This window comes from Vibrio sp. R11-SG3-ISO9 (genome assembly GCF_059834255.1).
Genome location: NZ_JCBDGU010000018.1, coordinates 31,450 through 54,235, shown reverse-complemented (window position 1 = coordinate 54,235; position 22,786 = coordinate 31,450). Strand labels below are relative to the sequence as shown.

The window sequence follows — 22,786 nt, the reverse complement described above, 5'->3', positions numbered from 1 at the left end:
TAATGTAAATGACAATTATGGCGTTAAGCACCTAGCACAAGGGGTTATACATGAAATGGTTTCCTATAACATTTTTACTTCTTTTTTCTAGCTCACTCCTTGCACTACCGGAAGAAGGTAAGTCAACCGAAGCTTTAAGTTTAGGATTCTTCCTAACTGTAACTGAAGACTGCCCTCTTGAGTATTCAACGTTAAAACACGGCTTAGATGGTGAGTTTTTACGAGCTAGGATTTCACCTAGTAAAGACCTAGACCAAAACTTAAATGTTTATGTGAAATGCATGCCAGTCCGTAGCGGGAGTTCTGTTCATACTGGCTATGCTATTAATGTAGATATTCGTTTTGGTACAAGGCTAACAAGTGGAGAGAACGTGCTTCTAGAAACACCAAACTATGGAGCACTATTAATTGGAGGGACTACTGATAGCGCTAGACTTTACTTCACCAATTACATTAAAGAAGGTGTATCAACAGCTCTAACTGATTACCTCTCAGAGAATATTGATGAGCAAAAGAAATATTCCAATAACTCTAGTCATTTTCTTTTACAACTAATGGTTCTAAGAGATAAAGACAATGCGATTAACGTGCAAAAAGACCTCACTGAGCGAGGGTATAACACCTCAATCGTTAGTAGCCCCGATTTTTTTCGAATCGTTGTTTCAGGCAAAGCGAAAGAGCCAGGTGATGTCGTAAGGATCATCAATGAACTAGAAGAAATTACTGGTTCCAAAGCTAAACAAATAGAATAGATATTAACTGATTTTGTAAGAGCCTGATGAACTTCCACTCGTAATATTAGCTTGTGCGTTTTGTGTGATCTCATCAACCACAGCATTCGCGATAGCTTCGGCCATCATGCCAGCCATCGCGAATTCACCATCAAGAACAAAGCCCTGCGCTTTCAACTCGTCTTCTAACTTCTCTTTTAGTGATGCTTTGCTTAATGCCATCTTACTTACCTGCAAAAACGGTGGTTGATACGTCTACGTGTGGCTTACCCAAAAACGGGCAAATGCTTGCACCAGTGCATACTCCCTTACCACCATTCATCTTTATTGAGTCTGCATCCTCGGTGATATTCTTAGCCGTGGTTACCTTGTTACCTTTGACGGTTTCCGTATGATCACCTTCAATTTCCTCTAGACGGTTTTCCAGTACTTTGATGCGTTGGTTAAGGCATTCCAACTTATCGTCTTTATCTGTCTTTCGTTCAAAGTTACCGTCTTGGTCTACCAAGTGATAAACGCCTTGGCGTTGTTGGTATCGGCTTTCACCTTCTTTGATACCTGGTAGTTTAAAGCCAAGTGGGAGAACGCAACGAATAAAAGGTTTGTCCGGTTGGCCGAACATAAAGCCCAACTCTACGATGCTACCAATTGCAGGAGGCTCCAAACGGCCAGCATGATCACCAAGACCAGGAACCGGAAGCGGTACCACCTGCAATGGTGGTTTATCTTCGTATTCCATGCCCTTTTCATCAAGTAACTGAACATCCACGGCATAATGAGGATAAAAGCGATCAGACAAATCACCTTCTTCTGGCAGCTCTGGCAATGCGACCACCTTCGCCCACCTTGGTAAATGCCACTGACCAGTGAACTCTGGAAACAGCCTAAAAATAATGCGCTTAATAACATTCACATCCATGTTAGCTTTGCCTCCGTTCCTTCAAACTCTACACCAATTAATCGGAGTCCATTCACCACAACACCGGGCTTTAATTTTGGAATAGCCGGTATCTTTACTGACTTGTTGGCTGTGTGGTTTGTCATTAGCTCATTAGGTATGGTAACGGACTTATCTGCCCAGAATGAATCTTTCCAACTGCCTACATAAATTTGCCCGTTGCCTTGTTGCTGCCAGAGCAAGTCATCAATACTGAACGCTTGAGCTAATTCGTCTAAGACTCGATAGCCATTTCCATCGCTGTAAAAACAAGAAATGGCTGTTTTGCTGTAGGCTTTCTCTGGTACCACAAATTGAAGGCCAGTTTTATTTGTCACTTCGCTAAGCAGCTGCATGAGTGTCGGGTGACGCATGATGATGTTGATAGGCTCGTAAAGTATTGCCGCCAGTTCACGGCAAAAGACTTTTGACCAACCTCTTTCTATTGGTTGCACTCGCTCAATGTAACCAAAAAAGACGCGGCTTATATCACTACCCCAACCTAAATCTACCGCAATGATAGTATTAAGTTCAGGGCTACCTTCAATAGCAAGCTCACAACGACCTGGTGTGTTTTCGCTAAAGACAATGCGATGGCTTTTTACCTTAGCTTTATCTTTGCCCAGATAAGCGCGGCAAAGGAACTTGTTGGTTGTCGTCATACATCACCATTAGCCCAAAGCATTATCGACAGCTTTTAGCACCTTCATGACACCAGTTAATTCAACCTCTGTATCTGGCGGTACATCTTCGGTCTGTCCCGTTTCAATTGGAGTACTCACACCTTGCACTTTTTGTTGTACCGCAGGTGCTTCTTGTTGGCGTTGCTCTATTCGTTCTGGTACCGATAAGTACTCAACTAGCTCAAATGAAACACTCCATTGCCGATGAGAGTCTTGCTCATCGGCACGGACTGCACCTTGGAATTTCACTTGACGAATTTTCAAAGCTTCTGCCGTTTTGTTACTGATACGATAAATATGGCGTGAGCCATTTTCTAACGCTTCGGCCAGGCTAAACAGGTTGGTGAGAAGTTGGCTCATACTGAACGGGATCACACCTTTTATGGTTAGAATTTTGCCTTTGGTACCTGTTTCTGCTTGGTCGGTGGCCGAAGTTTGGCCGGACATATCTTGTCCGGCTAACTGCTGGCGAACGCTAATGCGTAAGTTCTTTAATGGGAGCTGAGCTCCGTTTAAAATCAACATAACACACTTCTATGGCTGGATGTCGTAAAGCTCATGAACTTTAGGGTGTTCTGAGTTTGCCCAATCACGACAAGAATCTATGAACTTATACATCTGCTGTTTTTGTTCAGCGGTACCGGTTCGCTCTAACGTTAATTGCTTACCCATTGAATAATGGGAAACAATATATTTCTCACAACGTTCATTAACTTCAATCAAACTCATGATATCGTTTGAATAATCTATTGCTTCTACTGTCATAATTAGCTACCTGGTTTCGTGTCAAAAGGTGCATCGCCATAAAGCGATGGGAAATAGCCCCACTTAGGGTTTTTACTATCAAGTGAAACATGTCCTGAGACAGCCCCAGCCCATATGAATAACACCTCCCCAGATGCCGAATAAGGCCCAGGATGACTGTGAATATACGCTCCTGGGGTCGGTTTATAATTGTAGCCGCAGCATTTCCATTCATTTTTCTTGACGCCATTCAGCCAAGCACCTCTGATATCTCCAGAAAGTAGCATTGCGTAACTGCCTACAGTTACCGCTGTAGATGCCGACATCGTTGGATTAGGATAAATCGTATAACGGCTGTGCTTATCTTCATCAAAACCACTCCATACCATTTTCATTACTCTTATGGATGGACGGAAATGCTTGACACCTTTGCGTCCCATTGCGGTTAGAATTTCTTGCTCTTCTGCATCTCGATCAGCCCATTCAATACCAGTAACAATAGTTCGATAAAGCGATACTCGAATATCAAAGGCAGAGTTCTTCGCGAAAAAATCTAGGTTATCTCCAGTCAAGTTCCCATATTGGTTTTTAGACTGCCGTGTTATGCCATGTTCACCTCTAGCCCCTGCGATATAACTGTCAATCTGAGCCTTGGCTTGTGCGACTTCATTGTCAATCTGCCCCATCTTTTGACTGACCTCAGTGGTCACCGATTTACTAGCTTCAGTTTGCTGTAACGAAGCATTAATCGCTTGTTGTAAAAGCGAGTCTGTATTACTCATCTTCTTTCTCCATGACTCTTAATTTTTCATTCACTTGCATAAGTTCGTGCTCTTGTTGAACGTTCTGTTTCTGGCTCTGTAACAACCCAGTGGTTAAGGAAATATCCATGTCCAATCGTTCTTGAGTAGACTTCTCATGCGAACGTTTATACTGGACGTTTAGAACGTCATGCTTCGTTTGATGGACACTCTCTTGCAGTTCGAGATCTTTAATTCGCTCCTCTAGGAGACGATTCTTATCGTGCAAAGACATGCTTTCATGACTCTGAAGAATGATATTTTTTTGTGCTAAAAATAGCCCCTTGCTTAGTTGGGCAATTAATGCATCCATGTCATTGAGCTTGGATTCATAGTTAAACTGCCATGTCTCAGAGGCCACAGTAATATTTGTGATTGCTTGCGCGCCCGAGAACTTAAGCAAGAAGTTACGCGTTAGATTGTTCCCTTCTTCTCCAGTCAATTCGTTATTTTTGCGCTTAGACTGAACCACCATGTGGTTAGCCGACACCAGCACGCCTTCTTCACTGACTAACCCAAGCCAATTAAAATCAAAGTTACCAATGGTGTTATCCAAGATAAGTGAGTAAACCACTTCATTCGAATTCACATAGGCACTTCGTGTTGGGGCCATTCTTAGTCGAATTTGGTTGCTTGGAGGCAACGACTGAATTCTTTCTGGCGGCATTGAAGGATCAACACCTGGCACATAAGCCAAAACAAACTCTGCAATTTCTAGTGGCTCTTCCGATTGCTGCTTTTGTGCAATAAGCTGTTCGCCCGGGATAGTAATGACTGCCATATTCTTATCCTATTGAAGCTGGGTAGGTTTCATGGGTATGGCTGAACTCAGCGACTGAAACATAAAAATTAGCGGTAGTGGTCACATCAAAGCTGTAACGTCGGCATGTTCGCCCATATTGCCTTACAATGGCGTCCATCAAACCAGGTACATCGTTAATGTCCCCATCATTCACTTTGACGCTCACGATATCCCAAGGGTAATAGTTCAGCCTTTCGTCAATTTTGATATGTGGGTAACCGAGTTTGGTAAACATGTCTTCCCAACCAACTTCGGAGCCGCCACCTGCCGCAAAGGGGTATGCAAAGTTAACCCTTATGCGATAAATCTCTTCTGGCTCTTCAGGTAGTCGCTCTATGTCACGCTGCCAAGCAATCAAGTCCACAAACTCAATCGGGGCAACCATTGGGTCTAATTGCTGCAGCGGCCACTCCAACAAGGCTTTAATCGCATCCCAATATCCAATAAGGGCGTTTGCTAATTTGAGTATTTCTCCTTTGCCCATCCAGTGCTTTAACTTAAATTCAGGCAGTTGCAATGGTCACCCCCAAGCTATTAATGCGAGGTACTTCCATACCATTAGCAATATCAGCATTGTCGAATTCAATCGACTCAAGTTCAGGGAACTGGCCGTGAAGCTCTTGCGCCAATCTTGAGAAACTAAAGCGCGATGATGGTTTAGTTTTCGTCGCCTTGTAGTCCGTGTTCTGCCTAAATGCTGAACCAATGAATAAACCAATATCAGTTTCTAGGTCTTGCCTTTCAGCCCCTGTTAGTACTCGACCAACCCACGCTTTGCATGTCACATCAATCAGATTACCTGGCATCGCATATACAAGAAGGTCATCACCATGACCGTGGTTGCCATCACGATTTATATGATTGTTTAAGTCACTGAGCATTTGAGAAGAAGGTTCGCCCGAGTCCAGTAAAATGAATGCATTGGCTGAACCTGCACCGCGTGGGGCATTATGCTCAAAGTAAACATTTTCACTGTTGATACCCGCTCGTAGCATGAGTAATGAACGATAAGCTGCGTCTATATGCCACTTTGCCACGCCGCTGAACTGGTTGCGGATACGAACTCGAAGCTGATCATCACTCTCTTCGTCGGCTCCGGCTTCAATAAGCCAATCAGCTGAGTTCACTACTTGTCCGATACCTGACACTGCAGTAGCAAAAATGTGGTAGTAACCCTCCCCAAGGTTATAGGCCGCACCTTCATGCTCTGCTTCCACTTCACCAATAGCCGACAGCTCATTCTCAGGCAGCGTGGTATCTTCTTTTAACACCACTCGATAAACCGTGCCGTTAATAGGGTCAGTTTGAATGAATGTCCCTTTAGGAACGACAATAGCCGGTCCCTTTGATGCAGCTCGATGAAACACTATTTGCCCTAATGCTTTCGTTGCAGGTTTGCGTTGTACGTTGAACTGCCAAGCCCATAAGTCGAGCCATTTGCCCACTGCCGTAGCAACAAACATATTCGGCAGAACATACCCAACCAAAAACGTATTGATAAGCCACACTGTTGGGCTGATCACCATGGTTTCAATCAAACGCCAAAACGGTGAGTACTTTGAGTCATTGGCGATGATGCTACCTTGTTTCTCTGCTTCTTCTTTCAGCACCGTTTTCCATTGGTCTTCATCAAGAGGCAAGCCTGCTTTTTTAGCAAGTTCGGTAAAATCTGGTTTAGGTATATCAGTCAAGGTTCACCTCTGTGCTTACTTCGCCAAACTCAAGGGTTTCTGCAAAAATGTAAATTAAGCCATCATTGACTTCGTCAATACGTACTGTGCCTGGTACCAGTCGCACGTCTTCTTCAACCAAGAGCTCTAGTTGTGTTCGAGCATCCGCCTTTTTCGACGGGCTGCGCTCTGCAATCAGGTAAACGGCCAAGTTACTCTCGATAATGGCGTGTTTAATGTCTTGGGCGATCACCGCTCTGTCTTGAATCAATACAGGGTTACGACCTGCATCAAGCGCCACGTCACCGTTTTCAATGAGCAAATCTTGGTATTTAAAATCTGCCATTAGCCTGCCGCCATTTCTAATTCACTTGCCATGTCTTGTGGGCTATTCATGTACGTTGGATAAATTGCCACACCACCGTAATTGGTTGAGCTCGTTTGGTAGCTAGCAATATTTTTGGCCGCGCCACCTGGCTGAATTTGTGCTTGAGGTGTTGCACGTTTTACTGACTCAGATTGAATCGGAGCCGTTTCATCGTCACTGCCGAAACCTGGTATCCAGTCAATCAGCCCTTTCATTGTTTCCCAGATGTCTGACAAATTGTCAGTAAACCAACTAAATACGCTCCCAAAGATGTTTCGCATCGAGTCGGCCATTTGCCCAATAAAGGCAAAGCCGCTGGTATCGGTAAAACCACTCATTACCCATTGCCAACCTGCCGATAGGAAGTTGAATAGGGTTTGAAATGGCAATGTCACCAGCTCTACCGCACCAGAGATTGCTGTAAACCACCATGTATCAGCCATTCCCGCTGTAAACATGTGCCAACCCAACACTAGGTTCTCAAACCCGCCTTTCAACCACGACACCATTTGCCCAATGAAGGCAAAGCCACTTGTATCGGTAAAGCCACTCATCACCCACTGCCAACCAGCTTTAACAAACTCGAACATGGCCTTAAATGGCAGGGTGATTAACGTGATTACTCCTTCAAGTACCTGGAACCACGTTGTGTCACCAAATGAAGCTTTGAGATCATCCCAGTAGTAAATCAATGCCCCTACTGCGGCGATTGCCGCTACCACTGCACCAACGACCAAAATGATTGGGTTAGCCGCTATCGCAATGTTGGCTGCTAACACGGCCACACGTAGTGCTGCCATGCCCTTGGTTAATAAGAAACTCACTCCCGTGAACATCTTTATGGTGAGCATGTAAGTTGCCATTGCTTGCTTACCCACACCCATCATCAAGGTAAATGCACCGCCTGCTGCTGCTGCACCTAAAATCGCCATAGCAGCAAAACCAATGTATTTAGTGAGGTTCGGGAACATCTGCGTCCATTGAACAATTGCGGTAGCTCCTTCAGCCATGCCGCCAACAACAGGCAAGATGGCAGGTAGAAGCACAGAACCAAAAGCAGCACTTATGGCAAAAACGCCTTGCTCTAACCGCTCCCATTGGTCGGTCATGGCTCCCGCCATTTGCTCAGCAACATCAAGCCCTTTGACTTTGCCGAGCTCATTTATTGAAGTGGTGAGCCCATCAGTGTTTTGCATCAGAAGTTGGATCATGGCTGTGGCTTCTTGAGTACCAAAGGCTTTACTCAGCTCTGCCGCTTCCGCTACCGAAATGGTTTCACCATAACGGCCTTTGATTTGATTCAAGATATCAACGATTGGCAGCATTTGACCTTGAGCATTCGTAAACTGCATATTCAAGGCTTCTTGAGCTTTGGCCGTACCCGCTAAGAACGCACGATATTTGGTACCTGCTTCACTACCACTCATCGTGGACTGCAAAGTACCAAGAATCGCCATCTGCTCAGTCATGCCCACACCGACAGAGGTTGCCGCAGCACCGACTGAGGTGAATGCCGATGACATACCCTCACCAGTGGTCTTAAACATCTGAACCGCTTTCGCAGTTTGACCACCCAACACATTTACCCAATCCGCCTTACCCATTTCGTTGGCTGAATTCTGGAAAATGCCGTACATGGTGCCGACATAGTTGGTAATGGTTGAAGTATCGGCTTTGGTCGCAGCAGCGAGCACCCCAGACGCACGGGTAAACTCAGAAAGTTCGTTGCCTCCTAAGCCAGAAATAGCGGATTGAATATCATAAGAAGCTGCCACAAAATCTGAGGCTGACTTGCCATAGTCCACGGCAAATTCAAGTGCTGTGTCGCTTAGCTGCTTCAACTGCTCTTCAGCAACACCAAGAGATTTAACCTCACCTAATGCCCTATCCATTTCAATGGCTGGCATCAAAGCTTGTTGCAATGCGAAACCAGCACCCACCATGCCTGCCGCACCTGCCATCATGGTGTGAGTACCTTGACGATAGGTGTTGGTGACATCGGTCATTTGTCGTTGAATATTGCCCAGAGGTTTTGAAATCTGGTCAATCAGTCCAACTTGAAATCTGAGTGCTTCTGGTAACATCAACAATTCTCTACTTACTTTGCGGACTGAAGCTTAGTGATTAACCACCAAAGGCTTTGGCCACACCGCTAGCGGTAACGGCTCGCATGTTTTCCCAATGGTTTTTCTCTAACCAAATCGCATAAGCTAGGTTCTGATCAGTATCCGGTTCATTAGGTAGCCACTTTCGCCGCCACGCATACATTTTTTGCCTGTCGCTACTATCAATGGCAGCGACAAGCCCATCTATTTTTTTACCGAGATGGAAAGCTTAGGCGCGTACTCTTTAATAACGGCACCGTAAATCTGCGTTGCTGCACCTGGGTTCTGCTTAGTCATTTCGCGCAGTGCGTCTTTTGAGCCTTCACTAACGCTACTCATCAGGAAGTTATGGGCTGCGCTGCTCGCATCACCTTGCAAGATGGTGTTTTGTGCGTCGTCGTACTCGGCTGGCGTTGGGTTAAATTCGAGGTCTGTCGTGCCAACGGTTAAAACAATGGCTTTTGTCATGCTGCTTCTCGCTTCAATGTGTCGTAAATTCGAGTGAGTCCAGTTTCTAATTGACGTTCTAGTCGTTCGAAACCATCCCTAACTTCTTCTTTAGTGGCGAAGTTCTCCGCCACATGTGTTTTGTAGTCAGCAAGCTCTTTTGTTAGAGAAAACAGCTTGCCAATCAAAGCGCCAGTTAACATCACCAATAAGGTGGCAAGGGCAACCAGTGCGGATAACCAAGTCGGGTCCATCGCTATTCCTTCTGTGGGATTTCCTTCAAGCGTTTGCCCTGAAGTGCTGCAATGATGTCGTCAACAGTTTCTTGAAGAACATCATTTGTGCTTAAGCCTTTTAGTGTTTCCAAGCCCCACACCACCAAGCGAGTCGCAAAGCGTTCAAGAATGATTTTCCAACCGATTTGAAAGAACAGGCCTTTCAAAACTTCGAGTAAGGTTTTGCCGATAATTCCAGTTAAAAAGCTCATTAATCTTCTCCAACCATGGATTTGTATGCGTTGAGGTAATCCGCTTCAGTAGCCTTACCTGCGTGAGTGTTCCAATACTTTTTGGCGTATCGCGCAAGCCCTTCCAAATCATCCGCTTCGGGCAGAGCTTCTGGGAACCGAATCAAGTTCAACCGTGCAGTAGCAACCGCAAACTGAGGGGAAATCACCATATAATCCGCATCGCTTTCACAAATAGGATCAGCACCAACTGGCCCAAACATAGATAAAGCATCCAACAAGTGAGGGCGCGATTTGCCTAGCCACTCAATCAACCATTGGAATGTCGCTGGCTCCATCTGGGTAAAACCAAGAGCAGGACCACGAACCTGTTTTGAATAGGTCAACTTTCCAGACTCATGAGCCACGATCATCAAAATCAGATTGATAGCGGCTTGCGTGTTCATTTTTCCGTATCCGCCTGTTGCCATATCTAAATGGTCAAGAACCGGCTTAATCACATGCTCAACAAAGAGCTTTCCTAGTTTCATCGCGTCATTCTCTCCATGTCGCTTTGGCACAGGGTGCAATATTGGCACCCTGGTACTTTCTGGCGGCGTTCTTCGGGTATTGGGTCGCCACATTCGCCGCATTCCTGTGCGCTTTCCCGCTGTTCAATTCGCTTAGCCCTTGCCAGTTGGTTGACAAGCGCCACTTCTGTGAATTGGGTTTCAAGGCCACTGGCATGGTCGATAACATCAGACATCACGCCCCCTTATTACTGCACCAAGTCTTCGGTTTCGTCCGATCGCAGGTATGATGTGCCGTTGATCTTCACAAAGTCTGGGCTTGTCACTTCAAACGGCAGTTTGTGAACCAATGCGCTACCACCGTTAGAATCAACATCGAGCAAATCAGAGATTTTGATTCGACAACCAAAGGCTTCTACTTTCAGCTCATCTTTATCAATCTTGCCGAAGAAAAGCGCATCGAAGTCAGGTAATCCACGCCATGAACCCGCTTGGCTTGCAGCTTTACTCAACTGGTTAAACTGTTGAGTAGTGAGCTCCATTTCACCGCTTGCTTCTACGTCGCCATCTACCCAACCATCTGGCACACCAGAGGTTTTATTCACGGCTGAATTGTCGGTAATAGACAGGGTGACTTTTTGCGCTTTTAGCTTGTAGTCGCCCATTGAAAAGTGCATGTTCTTGCCAGAAATACGCATGCTCATTGGTTACGCCTCCGAATCTGCAGGGTTAGAGAGATCAAGCCCAATGTTGACCACAATGTGTTTCGGGCAGTTATGAGGACGAACCATTAAGCCAATGTTTACTTTGGTTTTGCTCATCCACTGAATTGACACATCTTCATCGCGTGGTGGCATGATTTCACCAGGGAACGGAATGCCACCAATCTCAGTAGTCTTCGACATGTCGCGCATGTCTTTACTGAAGTAAGTGCGGTTGAGCTCGATACTTGGTGGTGTTGAATTAAGAATGCGGTCAGCAATACGACGAATCGCTTTAATTCGAACGCGGCGATTTAGCTTGTGAACGGGGCGAACATATTCAAGGTATTGATAGTCTCCGCCTTTCGCTTCCAGCGTGGTGGCATCTGTCCAGTAAACACCTTCCATATCTGCGTACCACTGGGGCAGTGAATAACGCGCATCGGCTAGCGCTGAAATAGTGCTCATTTCAAGTGGTTTACCTGCGCTATCCACTGGCATTTCACCAAGACCTAATAGGCTTCCCGTTGCGACTCGCATTGGGCTATCGGCTACGGTGACAGCGCGATCACATAAGCGACCACCAAGCACACCAACATTATTGCCGTTAAGCATTGGCACTGGCGTTACCATATTTGCTGCCACATCTTTCACTAGGGCTAGCATGGCGGTTTCATACTCCGACCACGTTTGGGTATCTGCATCAATACCAGCACACGCAGCAAGGAAGAACACCCAACGACCAAGTTTGCTCGTTAGCTCTGTTGCTTTGTCTTGCATCGCTATGAACTCGGCTTTGTTGGTCACAACGTCAACAACACAAATACCTTCGAAAGAGTCAGTAAGGTTGGCAGTATCTACAGCGTCTTCCCAAGAATCACCATCAGCCAAACCGAAGATGGCGCCCGTCCAGTTTTGTTTACCATTGAGCTGCGCGGATTTGACGTTTGCGCCTAGCGCATCATCAGTAACCACCTCATCAAGGTTGGTCATGTTGTTTACACGGGTAACTTTGCCTTGCAGTTCGGCTTTATCTGTTCGCCCGATGTAGAGCAGGTGGCGCTCAATCTCTGGAATCCCGCCTTGCCCTAAATTGAGGTTGTTTACCTCTACCTTTCCGGTTGCCATTGGTTATTTCCTCGCTTATGTTCGCGTCTTGGCCTGCTCAAAGATCTTTATGAGCTGTCGGGTTACTTCGCGTTCGTTACTGCCTAATATCTGGCGTTCTGCTAATGGGATATCCCAAGCGGTGACATTGGGCTGATTGCTCAGCTCCCGGATAATTTGCCCTGCTTGCCCATGGGTAACGGTTTCCATCAATAGACGAAGGCTTGGCTTTTTTCGTCCTTTGCCACTTTTTCTCGGTACCGTGTAACCCAACTCCCTTAGCTTTCGCGCTTGCCCTTTAGAGCAAGGCGCGGAATAGTTTGGTGTTCCCCATCGCTTTTGCATTTGGAGCTTGGTCATTTTTTGTTTTTGACCAACGTGGTGCCTGGCTGCAATTCTTGCGGTGAGCTTGTTGTTCCAAGTTAGGTCGAGCATGTTGGCGTTTCGTACATAAGGGGTTAACCCTTTCGCCATACGGCGCATCACTTTGCCGCGCTTCTTCCCTTTTTTGGGCTGTAATGCTTGCCCATGAATATCTTTCTGTTGCTGAATGCGTTTGCGTGTATTGGTCTTTTCCCATCGGCCAAGGGTTTTCAGTATCCAAACTCGCTTTTTGGGTGGTAGTGCTAACATGGCAAGCTTTTCTTGCATGTTGAGCACATCCCTTTTATTCGCACTAATCGTCGGTTTCATTCACCAACTCCGCTTCTTCTGCGGTGTAAATCTCTACGGCCTGAACTCGGTATTTAATTCCGCGCCAGGTAATCATTCCGGCTTCTGAATCTGGTACCAACTCGATAGGCTCCATCAGCTCAAGCTCTATGCTCACATCAGCGACTTCATTGCTGATCACATCCACCGATAGCGTTGGGTCTTCAAGTTCCTGTTCGTTTCGGTCTTCTTCATGGTCGCTTAACCAACAGGCAACCAGAGCTAACAAACAACGTGGGTCTAACAATCGGTGAGGAAACTCCTCTACCGAGATCACCGCGTTGTATTTCCAGTAACACGCGATGTAACCATCGTTACCTCGGTCTTCACCACTTGGGACAATCGAGCCGTTCTCTTGCCAAGCATCAATTTTGTTATCAAGTACGTTGCTATTAAGGTGGCTAACGATGTATTCCGTTAAATGCTCAAGCTTGGTCTTGTTGTAAACCGTGTGACTCATATCGAATCGATACCATTGGCACTGCGCCCGAGCAATTGAGAGACATCTTTATTACTTTGAGCTAGAAAACGGGCCGCCTGTTGTGGCTCATCTATCGCCGCGTTGTCCCCTTCTTTACGCCTGTCTTGCGTCGCAAACTCGGGTAACAATTCAGAATGAGCTCGGCCATACACAGCACGTTTGTACAATGTGGTTTTGGCGATGCTCATTGATGGCGGAATACCATCAACCAACAAGCGGTCTAACTTCTGTTGAATATTCAGCGCGGCAATCGTGATGGCCGCAGCAATAGAGTCGTTATCAAACGTATGCGGAATACGGCGTAATTGGCGAAATTCATCGGTCGATAAGCTTGGCCAACCTTCACCAGGTATGGCTTGGTCACTCGTTTTATCCATTTTTCCGCCAAAGCTCATGATTCAACCTCTTTGCTACTGCAGTTAATTAGGGCGCCTCTAGCCACTGAGTCGACGGAATAAACGTAGTGATAAATCACTTGTTCTTCCTCGTCAGCCGAGGCGCGGTGGCGTTGGAGTCTTTACAGGTTATTACCTGACTCGAGAGCTCGAATACGTTGGTCGATATTGTCGATCATTGTGCCGACACCAATAGCTGCGTACTGTTCATGAGCTTCTTCAAGGAACACTTTCGCCTTTTGTAAGGTTTCAACATTCCCGACTGATGCGGCGTGTGGCTTACCTTTGTCATTTCGAATCAGATTAAGGCCAGCGAATTTAAGCCACTTAGCTGTTGGCTTTTCGTTGATGCTCCACTCATTGCGAACCTTCTCAAAAACTTGAGAAAAGTAAGGCTCGATGGAATGACATTGTTCAGTCATACGCTCAGACCAGGCTAATACTTCATCAGCGCAAAATGTCGCGAAGTCACGCTTGAATCGTTCCGGCGTATCAAGCCCACGTTCGATGGCAATACCACACCATTCAATCGCAGTATCAAGATCTTCGATGTCGAACAGCCAAATCACCATCTGAGCAAACAACGGATTATCAAACTTTTCATCGCCGGCTAGATAACCTTCCACCGCTGTACGGTACTTGGGTACCAGCACGTCACGTTTATGTTCGACCTTTTCATCTGTTCGGTTGAAGTTCTTCAAGACTTTCAAGTCTGTCTCTAGCTCTGCCAGTAACAGGTGCAAGCTGTTCGGGTTAGCGATAACATTTTCACCTTGTTGTCGCTCTTCTTTTTCAATGATTTGCTGACGCGCTTTTGCTAAAGGGCTTGCCATACGTTACCCCTGCGCAGGTTCAACAACTTCTACAGCTTCAATCGCTGCGAACTTTCCAAAGTTACCTACCGCGTAACCTTCCATCCGAATATGGTTGGATTCAAAACGCAGTCGGTCCGTGTTGTTCTCTTGCTTGCGCCATTGAGTACCTGTTTGCGTTAAAATTTGCAGGTTTTTCAGGTTAGTTACCCAAATCGCATTTGCAGGGAAAAACGGCGGTGTATAGGCTTTCTTGCCCGCAATAGTCTTAGCAAGGGATTGAGCGGCTTTGTGTTCTGTTGGTGTTTCCGCCGACTCCAATAAGCGATGTTGCTCAGCAGCCACCAAGTTTGAGCCAACAATAACTACAAGATCATCGTCTTGGCGATATTGCTCCGCAATGGTGGTATTGATTAAGTCTTGAACTAACGAATCAAGGTTTTTATAGGAACCTACTGTTTGACCAGTTGGGTCTAACTTAGCGGCTGGGATCACTTGAGCGGCTTTTTTCTCTTTAACGATTTTCAGCCAGCCTTTATTGACGTCTTGACCTAGCGGGTTATTAGCAGGGTCTGTGACCTTCGCAATGCTTGTACCGTTAAAGCCAATACGCAACATGTCTAGCGCAAAACGTTTCGCGATAGAGTTTTTCATCAGGTTAAGCCACTGGCCTTTGCTACCAGAGTTAATCCATTGGGTCATCAGCTCCCAAGGGATGTGACAACCTGAGTCAGTTTTGACTAGCTCGTAGGTGTTACCTTCTTGGTCCACATCAACACTGAATCGACCATTAGCACGACCAGTAGCTAGACCATCCAAACCAACATCAACCACCTGACCTTTGATTTGTTCCACAAAGCCCGTATGAATCATGCCAAGGAAAGCATGCGAATGTTTCATTGCTTCACGCAGCTTGGTTTCCATAACTGGCGTGATACTAAACATCTTAGAACCGACAGCGGCCCCAGCGGCTTCAACAGTTACATCACAGAATTCTTTGATACATTGAGTAGAAACGGCATTTAACATTAATACATGTCCTTAGCATTGAATTTGTTTTCATCATCGCCGCCATTGCCTTCTTCACCTGGCTTTTGACCAGGCTTCTCTTGCTTTAGCTCTGCGAACTTGGTTTCCAGGCCATCGACCTTTTCCATTACTGGCGCAATTTGCTTTTGGAGTTCAGCGCTAAACTGTTCCATTGAAAGCTGCTCAGGCTTGTCTTCTAGCTCGTGCGGTGGCTGCTCAGCTTGAAGATTGAATTCTTGTTTTAGTTCATCTTTCAGCTCGCCTTTCATGATGCCGAAATGCTTTTTCAGCGCGGCATTTAACTGTTCTTCAGTCACATCTTTTTCCTCTGGTTCAGGGACAGGTGTTAGGTCTGGTTCGTTGTCACCAGAATTGAAAAAGGCACTGCACATTGCTAAAAAACGATCAGTTCTTGAGTAATATTCATCAAGGTTGAGTTCTTCTAACTGGCTACATTGCAGCTCTGTGGTTTCTCCCTCTTGGCGAGAGAACTTAAGGATTGAAGTACCAGACGATGCTGGGGAATCGGTCACGGCTATGCCCATGAGATAGCACTTTCCTTGCCCTTTATAATCTGGATTAGGTTCGATGGAGGTAAACAGCTTTTGCTCTAGCTTGTTGGCTTCAAGTAAGTATTGGTTTGGTTCAAGCTTGGCGAACAAGCGCATTTTCCCATCCACTTCTTCTGCTTTCACTTCAACCACTTTTCCCCAGTTACTACCGTAACCACCAAAGCGTTTATGTTCAGGCCAGATCAAAGCGGTGTATTCAGTCATTGCATAGCTTTCAGCAATCTGAGTTAGCCACTCTCGGGTGATCTTACGACCATCAACCGTTGGCCCTTCTGTCGCTACTATTTTCCAATCACTGATTTTTGCCATTTGTGTTTTGTACCTAGTAAAAATTTGTCAGTTAGGTGTTTCTGGACTCAAACAATACGCCTTTAAATTTGCCCTTTCAGCCACTTCAATTCTGGTCAATTCGGATATACGCCAAATCCGAACGGAGCCGAATTTTGCTATGCAATTTAGGTGGTTATCTGGGCGTATGATTGGCACATGGCATATACAAACGAAGTAAAAGAGGCAGCGCAAAAGCTCTACTTGCGTGGTGTTCCTCCTAAAGAAATTGCAGAGCAGCTCAACCTCAATAGCACACGAGTTATCTACAACTGGGCTAAAGATTTTGGTTGGGCGGCGTTGTTGGATGAGCTTTCTGCTGAGCAGATGATTAACCGCAGACTTGCGGTTCTAATTGATAAGGATGAGAAAAGTGATCAGCAACTAAAAGAGCTTGAACTGCTGGCAGGCCAAATCGTCAAGCTAAGAAAGGCAAACGCTGAAATTAAGATGAAAGAGCAACGGGCTCAGAATTCTGGCAGCTCTGTTGCACCAGTTCGTGATTCTAATAACAGTGGTAAAGATTCGCGCCGTCAAAAGAAGAAGGCGAAAAACGATATTGGACACCTAGACGCCGCAGACTTTGAAGAGTGGGTCGCGAGCCTGTTTGATTACCAACGTTTAGCGCGATCAATTAAGAATGACCCTAAGATGCCCCGTACCCGCAATATTCTGAAGAGCCGACAAATTGGTTTTACCTACGGCACCGCAGGCGAAGCGTTCGAAGATGCTGTGCTTACAGGTGAGAATCAAATCTTCGTTTCTGCGACTAGAGCTCAGGCCGAAGTGTTTAGAGCCTACATCACAAAGATAGCTCATGAGTTTTGGGGAATAGAATTAACCGGCAACCCGATCATTCTAAGTAACAAAGCCGAACTGCACTTTCTATCCACGAATGCTAACTCTGCGCAGTCCCGCTCAGGCAATGTCTACATTGATGAATACTTTTGGATACGTGACTTCAAAAAGTTAAGTGACGTTGCTTCTGCTTGTGCGACACAAACGCGCTTTCGAAAAACCTATTTCTCTACTCCATCAAGCAAGAACCACCCTGCTTACCCATTTTGGACTGGTGATGCCTGGCGAGGTGAAAAAGAAACTCGAAAAAACATTGAGTTCCCATCGAACAAAGAGCTAAGAAATGGTGGCCGCGTCTGCCCTGATAAACAATGGCGCTACATTATTGATGTTCACGATGCAGTGAAAGGCGGTTGTCACCTTATTGATGCAAAGGAACTTGAAGAAGAGTACAGCCCCGATGCTTTCCGTAATCTATACAAGTGTGAGTTCGTAGATGATTCGGCCTCAGTGTTTAAGTTCACCCAGCTTGAAAGGCTCATGGTCGATACAAATACCTGGCAAGATTTCATCCCGACAGAGAGCCGACCGTTTGGTAATCGTGAAGTATGGCTAGGTTATGACCCAAGTCGAACACGAGATAATGCCTGCCTTATCGTTATTGCGCCGCCTATCGACGGTAAAGAGAAATTCCGTGTACTTGAGCGCCACTACTGGAAAGGCCTCAACTTCCAATACCACGTTAATCAGATAGACCAGATGATGAAGCGTTACAACGTTACCTATCTAGGCGTGGACACAACCGGCATCGGTGGCGGGGTCTGGGACCTGATACACCAGAAGTATCCTAGGGAAGCTCACCCAATCCATTACAGTAACGAAAATAAAAACCGCTTAGTGATGAAGATGATTGATATTGTCGAAGGAAATCGGATTCAGTTCGATAAAGAAATCAAAGATATACCAGCGGCGTTTATGGCCATTAAGCGTTCTATGACAAATGGTGGCGGCATGATGACATTCAAAGCCGATCGCAGTGAGTTGGTCGGTCATGCCGATGCGTTCTGGGCGATATCTCATGCCTGTATCAACGAACCGCTCGACCATACCGCAAAACGCAAATCAACCTGGCAGATTTAATCAATGACTGAACAAACAATTGAAGCACCTCAAGAAACAGAAACCAATGATGAAAGCCTCATGTTTAGCTTCGGCGAGCCTGAAATCATGGACCGTGACTTCACCAACTACGACTACAACGAACTCTATTACAACGAAGATGGCGACTACTGGGAACCACCTCTAGATAGAGCTGGCTTGAATAAGCTAACTCGTGCCAACGCTTATCATGGCTCCATCTTGATGGCTCGCCGCAATATGATTGCAGGTAGGTTCACAAAAGGCGGAATGAAGAAACAACAGATGCAGTCAGCCGTCCATGACTTCTTAGAGTTCGGTGATACCGCCCTACTCAAATTACGCAACTATTTTGGTGAAGTTGTGGGGCTGTGGCCGATTCCGAGCATGTATTTGCGAAAACGTAAGAACGGTAATTTTGCTTTTCTTGAGCGTGACAACAAACAGAAGAGCTACAAGAAAGAAGACATCATCTTCATCAAGCAATATGACCCTGTTCAACAAGTATATGGCGGGCCTGATTACCTAGGCTGTGTTCAGTCTGCTTTGTTAAGTAAGGATTCGACCACGTTCCGCCGCCGCTACTACAAGAATGGCCTGCATATGGGCTTTATCTTCTATGCAACGGACCCAAACCTTAGCAAACAAGATGAAGACGACCTTAAGAAGAAAATGGCATCGAGCCGTGGTGTTGGCAACTTTCGCTCTATGTTCATCAACATTCCAAACGGGAACGAGAAAGGTATTCAGCTAATTCCTGTTGGCGACATTGCGACAAAAGATGAATACGAGAAGATTAAAAACGTCACAGCACAAGAAGTGATCACCGGCCACCGTTTCCCTGTCGAGTTAGCCGCTATCATTCCTAACGGCGGTACACGTGGTGACCCAATAAAGTTTGACTACGTTTACTGCAAAAATGAGGTGATTCCTGCCTGCCAAATGTTTATGGATGCCGTAAACAGTGACCCCGAAGTGCCTAAGAGTTTGCACTTGGAATTTGATTTAGGGAATCAAGCAGCTTAGAAGGTGCGAAATTTTTTGCCATTTTGTTTGATGCTTTAAAATAGTACTTAGCCCTTAGCCGATAAGGGCTAAGCCTACCTTAAACAGATCATCAAATTACATTCAAGATCATCCCAAACCATGACATAAAAAACTAAAATCATTGACTTTCAATCACTTACAGTCAAAGCAGAGATCAAACCTGATCATTCAAATTTCAACTTTCTTCAAACTTCTTCGCACTACGAAATTCTCTTAGACGCTTCATAAGCCATTTTGATAGGGAAAATCATATTGCAGTACCCCTTATTGCTAAAGGCTTGGCGCTAGTTTGGCGGCTTTCTGAATCCCCTTAATTTCGCCATTTGAAAACTGCGAAAAAAAGTGATCGTAAACCTCGCAGGTGGGGAGGAGGAGTGCGATTTACGTGTGCATTGACTTAGTCGAGGAACATAGAGGAGGAAAGTAACCATCAAATGGATGGGAATACTAAAATATCAACACATTCAACCAACTATGCAACTTAATCAGCAACAACAAAGGTGGTATAGTCCCTCTCCTTTCTAAACTAACTAAGAACTATGTCTAAACAGCAAAATATCCCTCTAGAGGCTGTCGTTGTCGATGCAAGAACACAACATCGACGAGAAACAAACTATGGCCATATTCAGAATATTCGAGATAGCATTCTTGATGGTGAACATATCCCACCTATCTCCGTGGTTAAAGCAACGGACTTAGGCTCAGAGGGTTACTATCTAGTTGATGGCTTCCATCGGGTTGAAGCTCACTTTAAAGCTGGTTCACCTTATATAAAAGTTAATGTATTGAATGAAGGCACCCTCAATGACGCTATTTATCTATCACTGTCAGCGAACGCGGAGCATCATCAAGCTTTAGTAAGATTAAATCCGGACATAGTAAATGCTGCAGAAATAGCTACGGAACTTATTTTTGACAAAAAGAAAAACATCAACAGAAACTCACTAGATTTTAACCCTTACCCTAAGGTCGAGGTTGATGAAGTAATGTCTGCTGTAAAATGTACCGAGCGCATAGCAAAACCGGCATGCCTAAAGTTTAATAATAAAATCAGAGAAATTAGAAACAAGAGCCTCTATGAAGAAGCACTCGAGGGAAGACCAGACATCGAAGTGGCTGAACGACATGGCGTTTCTGTAGCAACAGTAAGAAAAGTCGTTGAGTCACTTCGAAAACGAAACGAATACGAGAGTGAGCGAGGTAGTGGATGGTCGCGACAACGTAATTTTGATTACGAAACACAAGACGGTGAATCAGGCTATAAAGGAAAATCTCGGTTCAATCACCGATTTAGTGAGCCAGACTTTGAAGTTGAAGCAGATTTAGTAGAGTTTTTGCTAAAACACCACTTCTTTGACGGAAACAAAAATCGCACAGAGCTTTTTTGTGCCACTGGTAGAGTAGATATTCTCACTGATAACGAAGTGATAGAAGTAAAGAGAACACTCACAAGGAAAAACATTCAGCTCGCCATTGGTCAGCTAATGCTCTACAAAAACTTCTTCAGTAAGAAAAAACTAACTATTGCAGGCATGTATCACAACGACCTTAGAACTCTTAGCGAGCACGTGGGCAACATCGGTATAGACATCGTGGTTATATACTCAGACGGTAAGATCGAGCGCTTGGTTAAAGGGACAGCAAACGGTCTGTAACATCTTGGCCTTAGTTGTTTAAACTAAAACAACTAAGGCATAAAAAACCAGTACTGGTTATTCATCAAGCATTATCTCGTTTACAGCTTACACAACTTCTAAGTGGGTGCTAATATCGATTGCAATATTCGATTCGAATACCTTAACGCAGAAAGTTGGAAAAAAATAAACATCAAAAACATCACACTCACACTCAAACGCATATCTAGTGACAATGACCAAAAACCTGATATTTTTGCCAAATTTAGTATTAGTAGTTCATACCACAAGCAGATCAAGACTACAGTGTAGCCTGTTATCATACTTGCTGTATCAAGCAGGCGCTGAGCTCTGACCGGCAACATTTCATACAAACATGGGGGAGCGCTATTTCGATAGTGATTAAACATTTTCCAAATGTCGCGTATGCCCTTTTGCATATGCTCTTTATATATCTGCTCTACTATAAGAGATATTAACAAGATACATCCCCCAACTTTTACATGGAAGTCGAAGCCAAGTTCATACAAAACTGCTAGTATTTCCATTTTAATCCCCTAATTCTATGGATTTCTATATTCATATCAAGAGTTCAACACCCTCGATAAATCTGATTTATCCTTGCCTCAACAACGCTTCTAGCAAATGCCTTATTCTGAATCGAATAATATCTTTTATCATGGAAGCTCTAAGAATCTTATAACTCCTGTACAAAAATCAATATATTTTAGTACTATGAGCTATGAATCCATTAACTTGATTGTGTCATATGAGAGTAATTTGCCCAGAATGCGGTGAGAAAGCCAGGATACAAAAAACAAACCGTATATCAGCGCGTTATAGCGACTTATACTGTAGTTGCAGTGACCCAGAATGCGGCCACTCTTTTGTGATGAACCTAACCTTTAGCCACACTCTAAGTCCTTCGGCTAAAACGACTTCTCAACTAACTTTTGAAATGGTTAAAGCCCTAGCCCCCGATCAGCTCGATAAGTTAAAAGCACAACTAACGCTTATTTGAGTATTTGGTCATATTTAACCAATAGCTTTTTTCATACAATTCACCCGGTTTTTTCTTATCGTCAAAAATATATAAAGACAAAAAAGACAAAACAAACATGAAAGTGCCAAAACCAAGGGTAACATTGTTAAAATCTGCGAACGTAATAATGTCAGTGAAGTCGACTGACTCGTTAAATTTTCGAAAGGTAACTAAAGATTGGTAATAGCTACTGCACACTTCTGTGATAAATGACCATGTACCCAGAAGTGGAAAATAAGATTTAGAGGAAAAGATTAGTATACTTTTTAGTTCAGTATAATTGTTTATTTTTTTCATATAGTCCCAATGAACACTCCCCCACACGATGGAAAACACAAAAAACAACCCCGCATAAACACTTGCCCATACAGATGAAGAACTAAGCAGTGGCATCAACTGCTCCAGACTCAAAATCATCGAAAATGAAATTAAGCCGAAAAAGACCACAAAATAGTATGCTCTTATTTTTTTTCCTCTAGACATTTTTTAAACTCCTAATCATAAACTTCATCAGCCATCTTAATAAGTTGCTTCATTGCATCTAACTTCTCAGGCTGTAACTCTGATCTCTGGTCCGCGACCAACAATCCCATCAAATAAATACCTATATCAGCTCTGCTTTCACCTTCAGTGCTGAGTGCTACAGCATCTATAATGAATTCCATCGCTTGTAAAAATATGTCTTGTTCTTTTAATGACATAGCTCTACTCCAAACCAAAAGACTGTATGAA

The 22,786-nt window shown here is 44.7% G+C and carries 32 protein-coding genes; 5 read left to right on the top strand and 27 right to left on the bottom strand.

Annotation, left to right across the window (positions count from 1 at the left end; all coding sequences use genetic code 11):
- Positions 1–50: 50 nt before the first annotated feature.
- A complete protein-coding gene (locus tag AC6R05_RS06305; protein WP_500646918.1) occupies positions 51–752 on the top strand; it encodes an SPOR domain-containing protein in 702 nt (233 codons plus the stop codon).
- Between the two features lie 3 nt (positions 753–755).
- On the opposite strand, the gene AC6R05_RS06300 is transcribed toward AC6R05_RS06305, so the two are convergent.
- The 25 genes from AC6R05_RS06300 to AC6R05_RS06180 form a co-directional block, all read right to left on the bottom strand.
- Positions 756–953: a hypothetical protein gene (locus AC6R05_RS06300; RefSeq protein WP_500646917.1), complete on the bottom strand. Its 198-nt coding sequence runs from the start codon at positions 951–953 to the stop codon at positions 756–758.
- Between the two features lies 1 nt (position 954).
- Entirely contained in the window at positions 955–1,650 is a 696-nt protein-coding gene (locus AC6R05_RS06295; protein ID WP_500646916.1) for a hypothetical protein, read from the bottom strand.
- Positions 1,641–2,330 (bottom strand): hypothetical protein, encoded by a 690-nt coding sequence (locus tag AC6R05_RS06290; RefSeq protein WP_150868736.1) that lies wholly within the window; start codon positions 2,328–2,330, stop codon positions 1,641–1,643. The genes AC6R05_RS06295 and AC6R05_RS06290 overlap by 10 nt, the downstream gene beginning before the upstream one ends.
- A gap of 9 nt (positions 2,331–2,339) precedes the next feature.
- Positions 2,340–2,876, bottom strand: a complete 537-nt coding sequence (locus AC6R05_RS06285) for a baseplate complex protein (RefSeq protein WP_500646915.1) — start codon at positions 2,874–2,876, stop codon at positions 2,340–2,342.
- Positions 2,877–2,885: 9 nt separating this feature from the next.
- Positions 2,886–3,116 carry a hypothetical protein gene (locus AC6R05_RS06280; RefSeq protein ID WP_150868734.1) on the bottom strand — a complete coding sequence of 77 codons (231 nt, stop codon included), beginning with the start codon at positions 3,114–3,116 and terminating at the stop codon, positions 2,886–2,888.
- A 2-nt stretch (positions 3,117–3,118) separates the two neighbouring features.
- A complete protein-coding gene (locus tag AC6R05_RS06275; protein WP_500646914.1) occupies positions 3,119–3,877 on the bottom strand; it encodes a hypothetical protein in 759 nt (252 codons plus the stop codon).
- Positions 3,870–4,676, bottom strand: a complete 807-nt coding sequence (locus AC6R05_RS06270; RefSeq protein ID WP_500646913.1) for a phage tail-collar fiber domain-containing protein — start codon at positions 4,674–4,676, stop codon at positions 3,870–3,872. The genes AC6R05_RS06275 and AC6R05_RS06270 overlap by 8 nt, the downstream gene beginning before the upstream one ends.
- 4 nt (positions 4,677–4,680) lie before the next feature.
- Positions 4,681–5,181 carry a hypothetical protein gene (locus tag AC6R05_RS06265; RefSeq protein ID WP_150868817.1) on the bottom strand — a complete coding sequence of 167 codons (501 nt, stop codon included), beginning with the start codon at positions 5,179–5,181 and terminating at the stop codon, positions 4,681–4,683.
- Between the two features lie 19 nt (positions 5,182–5,200).
- The gene (locus tag AC6R05_RS06260) at positions 5,201–6,388 is read right to left on the bottom strand and encodes a baseplate J/gp47 family protein (RefSeq protein ID WP_500646912.1); all 1,188 of its coding nucleotides are present in this window, start codon (positions 6,386–6,388) and stop codon (positions 5,201–5,203) included.
- A complete protein-coding gene (locus tag AC6R05_RS06255) occupies positions 6,381–6,713 on the bottom strand; it encodes a DUF2590 family protein (RefSeq protein WP_150868730.1) in 333 nt (110 codons plus the stop codon). The genes AC6R05_RS06260 and AC6R05_RS06255 overlap by 8 nt, the downstream gene beginning before the upstream one ends.
- Positions 6,713–8,818, bottom strand: a complete 2,106-nt coding sequence (locus tag AC6R05_RS06250) for a phage tail tape measure protein (RefSeq protein ID WP_500646911.1) — start codon at positions 8,816–8,818, stop codon at positions 6,713–6,715. Before AC6R05_RS06250 ends, AC6R05_RS06255 begins: the two co-directional genes overlap by 1 nt.
- Before the next feature lie 40 nt (positions 8,819–8,858).
- Positions 8,859–9,002, bottom strand: coding sequence for a DUF6890 family protein (locus tag AC6R05_RS06245; RefSeq protein WP_191907545.1), 144 nt, complete (start codon positions 9,000–9,002; stop codon positions 8,859–8,861).
- A gap of 41 nt (positions 9,003–9,043) precedes the next feature.
- The gene (locus tag AC6R05_RS06240; protein WP_150868728.1) at positions 9,044–9,307 is read right to left on the bottom strand and encodes a putative phage tail assembly chaperone; all 264 of its coding nucleotides are present in this window, start codon (positions 9,305–9,307) and stop codon (positions 9,044–9,046) included.
- Positions 9,304–9,540, bottom strand: a complete 237-nt coding sequence (locus AC6R05_RS06235) for a hypothetical protein (RefSeq protein ID WP_150868727.1) — start codon at positions 9,538–9,540, stop codon at positions 9,304–9,306. Before AC6R05_RS06235 ends, AC6R05_RS06240 begins: the two co-directional genes overlap by 4 nt.
- A 2-nt stretch (positions 9,541–9,542) precedes the next feature.
- Positions 9,543–9,773 carry a hypothetical protein gene (locus tag AC6R05_RS06230; protein ID WP_010437017.1) on the bottom strand — a complete coding sequence of 77 codons (231 nt, stop codon included), beginning with the start codon at positions 9,771–9,773 and terminating at the stop codon, positions 9,543–9,545.
- The gene (locus AC6R05_RS06225; RefSeq protein ID WP_500646910.1) at positions 9,773–10,282 is read right to left on the bottom strand and encodes a hypothetical protein; all 510 of its coding nucleotides are present in this window, start codon (positions 10,280–10,282) and stop codon (positions 9,773–9,775) included. The genes AC6R05_RS06230 and AC6R05_RS06225 overlap by 1 nt, the downstream gene beginning before the upstream one ends.
- Positions 10,279–10,497, bottom strand: a complete 219-nt coding sequence (locus AC6R05_RS06220) for a TraR/DksA C4-type zinc finger protein (RefSeq protein WP_150868725.1) — start codon at positions 10,495–10,497, stop codon at positions 10,279–10,281. The genes AC6R05_RS06225 and AC6R05_RS06220 overlap by 4 nt, the downstream gene beginning before the upstream one ends.
- A 12-nt stretch (positions 10,498–10,509) precedes the next feature.
- Positions 10,510–10,965 (bottom strand): phage protein, encoded by a 456-nt coding sequence (locus AC6R05_RS06215; protein ID WP_102363524.1) that lies wholly within the window; start codon positions 10,963–10,965, stop codon positions 10,510–10,512.
- Positions 10,966–10,968: 3 nt separating this feature from the next.
- Complete coding sequence (locus AC6R05_RS06210; protein ID WP_500646909.1) at positions 10,969–12,090, bottom strand: DUF2586 domain-containing protein; 1,122 nt, start codon at positions 12,088–12,090, stop codon at positions 10,969–10,971.
- A 15-nt stretch (positions 12,091–12,105) separates the two neighbouring features.
- A complete protein-coding gene (locus AC6R05_RS06205) occupies positions 12,106–12,762 on the bottom strand; it encodes a phage virion morphogenesis protein (protein ID WP_150868723.1) in 657 nt (218 codons plus the stop codon).
- Positions 12,746–13,240 carry a phage tail protein gene (locus AC6R05_RS06200; RefSeq protein WP_150868722.1) on the bottom strand — a complete coding sequence of 165 codons (495 nt, stop codon included), beginning with the start codon at positions 13,238–13,240 and terminating at the stop codon, positions 12,746–12,748. The genes AC6R05_RS06205 and AC6R05_RS06200 overlap by 17 nt, the downstream gene beginning before the upstream one ends.
- Complete coding sequence (locus AC6R05_RS06195; RefSeq protein ID WP_150868721.1) at positions 13,237–13,656, bottom strand: head completion/stabilization protein; 420 nt, start codon at positions 13,654–13,656, stop codon at positions 13,237–13,239. Before AC6R05_RS06195 ends, AC6R05_RS06200 begins: the two co-directional genes overlap by 4 nt.
- A 122-nt stretch (positions 13,657–13,778) precedes the next feature.
- On the bottom strand, positions 13,779–14,489 hold the full coding sequence (gene gpM / locus AC6R05_RS06190) for a phage terminase small subunit (protein ID WP_150868720.1): 711 nt from the start codon (positions 14,487–14,489) through the stop codon (positions 13,779–13,781).
- A 3-nt stretch (positions 14,490–14,492) separates the two neighbouring features.
- Positions 14,493–15,497 (bottom strand): phage major capsid protein, P2 family, encoded by a 1,005-nt coding sequence (locus AC6R05_RS06185; protein WP_500646908.1) that lies wholly within the window; start codon positions 15,495–15,497, stop codon positions 14,493–14,495.
- A complete protein-coding gene (locus tag AC6R05_RS06180; protein ID WP_500646907.1) occupies positions 15,497–16,378 on the bottom strand; it encodes a GPO family capsid scaffolding protein in 882 nt (293 codons plus the stop codon). The genes AC6R05_RS06185 and AC6R05_RS06180 overlap by 1 nt, the downstream gene beginning before the upstream one ends.
- Positions 16,379–16,555: 177 nt before the next feature.
- On the opposite strand from AC6R05_RS06180, the gene AC6R05_RS06175 reads away from it, so the two are divergent.
- The 4 genes from AC6R05_RS06175 (at position 16,556) to AC6R05_RS06160 (ending at position 22,033) form a co-directional block, all read left to right on the top strand.
- The gene (locus AC6R05_RS06175; protein WP_150868718.1) at positions 16,556–18,334 is read left to right on the top strand and encodes a terminase large subunit domain-containing protein; all 1,779 of its coding nucleotides are present in this window, start codon (positions 16,556–16,558) and stop codon (positions 18,332–18,334) included.
- Between the two features lie 3 nt (positions 18,335–18,337).
- The gene (locus AC6R05_RS06170; RefSeq protein ID WP_500646906.1) at positions 18,338–19,357 is read left to right on the top strand and encodes a phage portal protein; all 1,020 of its coding nucleotides are present in this window, start codon (positions 18,338–18,340) and stop codon (positions 19,355–19,357) included.
- Between the two features lie 560 nt (positions 19,358–19,917).
- Positions 19,918–21,033: a ParB/RepB/Spo0J family partition protein gene (locus tag AC6R05_RS06165; RefSeq protein WP_500646905.1), complete on the top strand. Its 1,116-nt coding sequence runs from the start codon at positions 19,918–19,920 to the stop codon at positions 21,031–21,033.
- Positions 21,034–21,781: 748 nt separating this feature from the next.
- Positions 21,782–22,033 (top strand): Ogr/Delta-like zinc finger protein, encoded by a 252-nt coding sequence (locus tag AC6R05_RS06160; RefSeq protein WP_500646904.1) that lies wholly within the window; start codon positions 21,782–21,784, stop codon positions 22,031–22,033.
- Here the strand turns inward: AC6R05_RS06160 and AC6R05_RS06155 are convergent.
- Positions 22,019–22,537 (bottom strand): hypothetical protein, encoded by a 519-nt coding sequence (locus tag AC6R05_RS06155; RefSeq protein WP_500646903.1) that lies wholly within the window; start codon positions 22,535–22,537, stop codon positions 22,019–22,021. The genes AC6R05_RS06160 and AC6R05_RS06155 overlap by 15 nt on opposite strands.
- Positions 22,538–22,548: 11 nt before the next feature.
- The gene (locus tag AC6R05_RS06150; protein ID WP_500646902.1) at positions 22,549–22,755 is read right to left on the bottom strand and encodes a hypothetical protein; all 207 of its coding nucleotides are present in this window, start codon (positions 22,753–22,755) and stop codon (positions 22,549–22,551) included.
- Positions 22,756–22,786 lie beyond the last annotated feature (31 nt).

What these genes read in the sequence shown, in the direction of transcription:
- AC6R05_RS06305 (WP_500646918.1), top strand. Translation starts at nt 51, where the DNA reads ATGAAATGGTTTCCTATAACATTTTTACTTCTTTTTTCTAGCTCACTC.
- AC6R05_RS06245 (WP_191907545.1), bottom strand. Translation starts at nt 9,002, where the DNA reads ATGTATGCGTGGCGGCGAAAGTGGCTACCTAATGAACCGGATACTGAT.
- AC6R05_RS06165 (WP_500646905.1), top strand. Translation starts at nt 19,918, where the DNA reads ATGTCTAAACAGCAAAATATCCCTCTAGAGGCTGTCGTTGTCGATGCA.
- AC6R05_RS06225 (WP_500646910.1), bottom strand. Translation starts at nt 10,282, where the DNA reads ATGAAACTAGGAAAGCTCTTTGTTGAGCATGTGATTAAGCCGGTTCTT.
- gpM (WP_150868720.1), bottom strand. Translation starts at nt 14,489, where the DNA reads ATGGCAAGCCCTTTAGCAAAAGCGCGTCAGCAAATCATTGAAAAAGAA.
- AC6R05_RS06150 (WP_500646902.1), bottom strand. Translation starts at nt 22,755, where the DNA reads ATGTCATTAAAAGAACAAGACATATTTTTACAAGCGATGGAATTCATT.
- AC6R05_RS06160 (WP_500646904.1), top strand. Translation starts at nt 21,782, where the DNA reads ATGAGAGTAATTTGCCCAGAATGCGGTGAGAAAGCCAGGATACAAAAA.
- AC6R05_RS06250 (WP_500646911.1), bottom strand. Translation starts at nt 8,818, where the DNA reads ATGTTACCAGAAGCACTCAGATTTCAAGTTGGACTGATTGACCAGATT.
- AC6R05_RS06180 (WP_500646907.1), bottom strand. Translation starts at nt 16,378, where the DNA reads ATGGCAAAAATCAGTGATTGGAAAATAGTAGCGACAGAAGGGCCAACG.
- AC6R05_RS06230 (WP_010437017.1), bottom strand. Translation starts at nt 9,773, where the DNA reads ATGAGCTTTTTAACTGGAATTATCGGCAAAACCTTACTCGAAGTTTTG.
- AC6R05_RS06220 (WP_150868725.1), bottom strand. Translation starts at nt 10,497, where the DNA reads ATGTCTGATGTTATCGACCATGCCAGTGGCCTTGAAACCCAATTCACA.
- AC6R05_RS06300 (WP_500646917.1), bottom strand. Translation starts at nt 953, where the DNA reads ATGGCATTAAGCAAAGCATCACTAAAAGAGAAGTTAGAAGACGAGTTG.
- AC6R05_RS06270 (WP_500646913.1), bottom strand. Translation starts at nt 4,676, where the DNA reads ATGGCAGTCATTACTATCCCGGGCGAACAGCTTATTGCACAAAAGCAG.
- AC6R05_RS06275 (WP_500646914.1), bottom strand. Translation starts at nt 3,877, where the DNA reads ATGAGTAATACAGACTCGCTTTTACAACAAGCGATTAATGCTTCGTTA.
- AC6R05_RS06175 (WP_150868718.1), top strand. Translation starts at nt 16,556, where the DNA reads ATGGCATATACAAACGAAGTAAAAGAGGCAGCGCAAAAGCTCTACTTG.
- AC6R05_RS06240 (WP_150868728.1), bottom strand. Translation starts at nt 9,307, where the DNA reads ATGACAAAAGCCATTGTTTTAACCGTTGGCACGACAGACCTCGAATTT.
- AC6R05_RS06285 (WP_500646915.1), bottom strand. Translation starts at nt 2,876, where the DNA reads ATGTTGATTTTAAACGGAGCTCAGCTCCCATTAAAGAACTTACGCATT.
- AC6R05_RS06265 (WP_150868817.1), bottom strand. Translation starts at nt 5,181, where the DNA reads ATGGGCAAAGGAGAAATACTCAAATTAGCAAACGCCCTTATTGGATAT.
- AC6R05_RS06215 (WP_102363524.1), bottom strand. Translation starts at nt 10,965, where the DNA reads ATGAGCATGCGTATTTCTGGCAAGAACATGCACTTTTCAATGGGCGAC.
- AC6R05_RS06200 (WP_150868722.1), bottom strand. Translation starts at nt 13,240, where the DNA reads ATGAGTCACACGGTTTACAACAAGACCAAGCTTGAGCATTTAACGGAA.
- AC6R05_RS06195 (WP_150868721.1), bottom strand. Translation starts at nt 13,656, where the DNA reads ATGAGCTTTGGCGGAAAAATGGATAAAACGAGTGACCAAGCCATACCT.
- AC6R05_RS06290 (WP_150868736.1), bottom strand. Translation starts at nt 2,330, where the DNA reads ATGACGACAACCAACAAGTTCCTTTGCCGCGCTTATCTGGGCAAAGAT.
- AC6R05_RS06235 (WP_150868727.1), bottom strand. Translation starts at nt 9,540, where the DNA reads ATGGACCCGACTTGGTTATCCGCACTGGTTGCCCTTGCCACCTTATTG.
- AC6R05_RS06205 (WP_150868723.1), bottom strand. Translation starts at nt 12,762, where the DNA reads ATGAAACCGACGATTAGTGCGAATAAAAGGGATGTGCTCAACATGCAA.
- AC6R05_RS06255 (WP_150868730.1), bottom strand. Translation starts at nt 6,713, where the DNA reads ATGGCAGATTTTAAATACCAAGATTTGCTCATTGAAAACGGTGACGTG.
- AC6R05_RS06280 (WP_150868734.1), bottom strand. Translation starts at nt 3,116, where the DNA reads ATGACAGTAGAAGCAATAGATTATTCAAACGATATCATGAGTTTGATT.
- AC6R05_RS06155 (WP_500646903.1), bottom strand. Translation starts at nt 22,537, where the DNA reads ATGTCTAGAGGAAAAAAAATAAGAGCATACTATTTTGTGGTCTTTTTC.
- AC6R05_RS06295 (WP_500646916.1), bottom strand. Translation starts at nt 1,650, where the DNA reads ATGGATGTGAATGTTATTAAGCGCATTATTTTTAGGCTGTTTCCAGAG.
- AC6R05_RS06210 (WP_500646909.1), bottom strand. Translation starts at nt 12,090, where the DNA reads ATGGCAACCGGAAAGGTAGAGGTAAACAACCTCAATTTAGGGCAAGGC.
- AC6R05_RS06170 (WP_500646906.1), top strand. Translation starts at nt 18,338, where the DNA reads ATGACTGAACAAACAATTGAAGCACCTCAAGAAACAGAAACCAATGAT.
- AC6R05_RS06185 (WP_500646908.1), bottom strand. Translation starts at nt 15,497, where the DNA reads ATGTTAAATGCCGTTTCTACTCAATGTATCAAAGAATTCTGTGATGTA.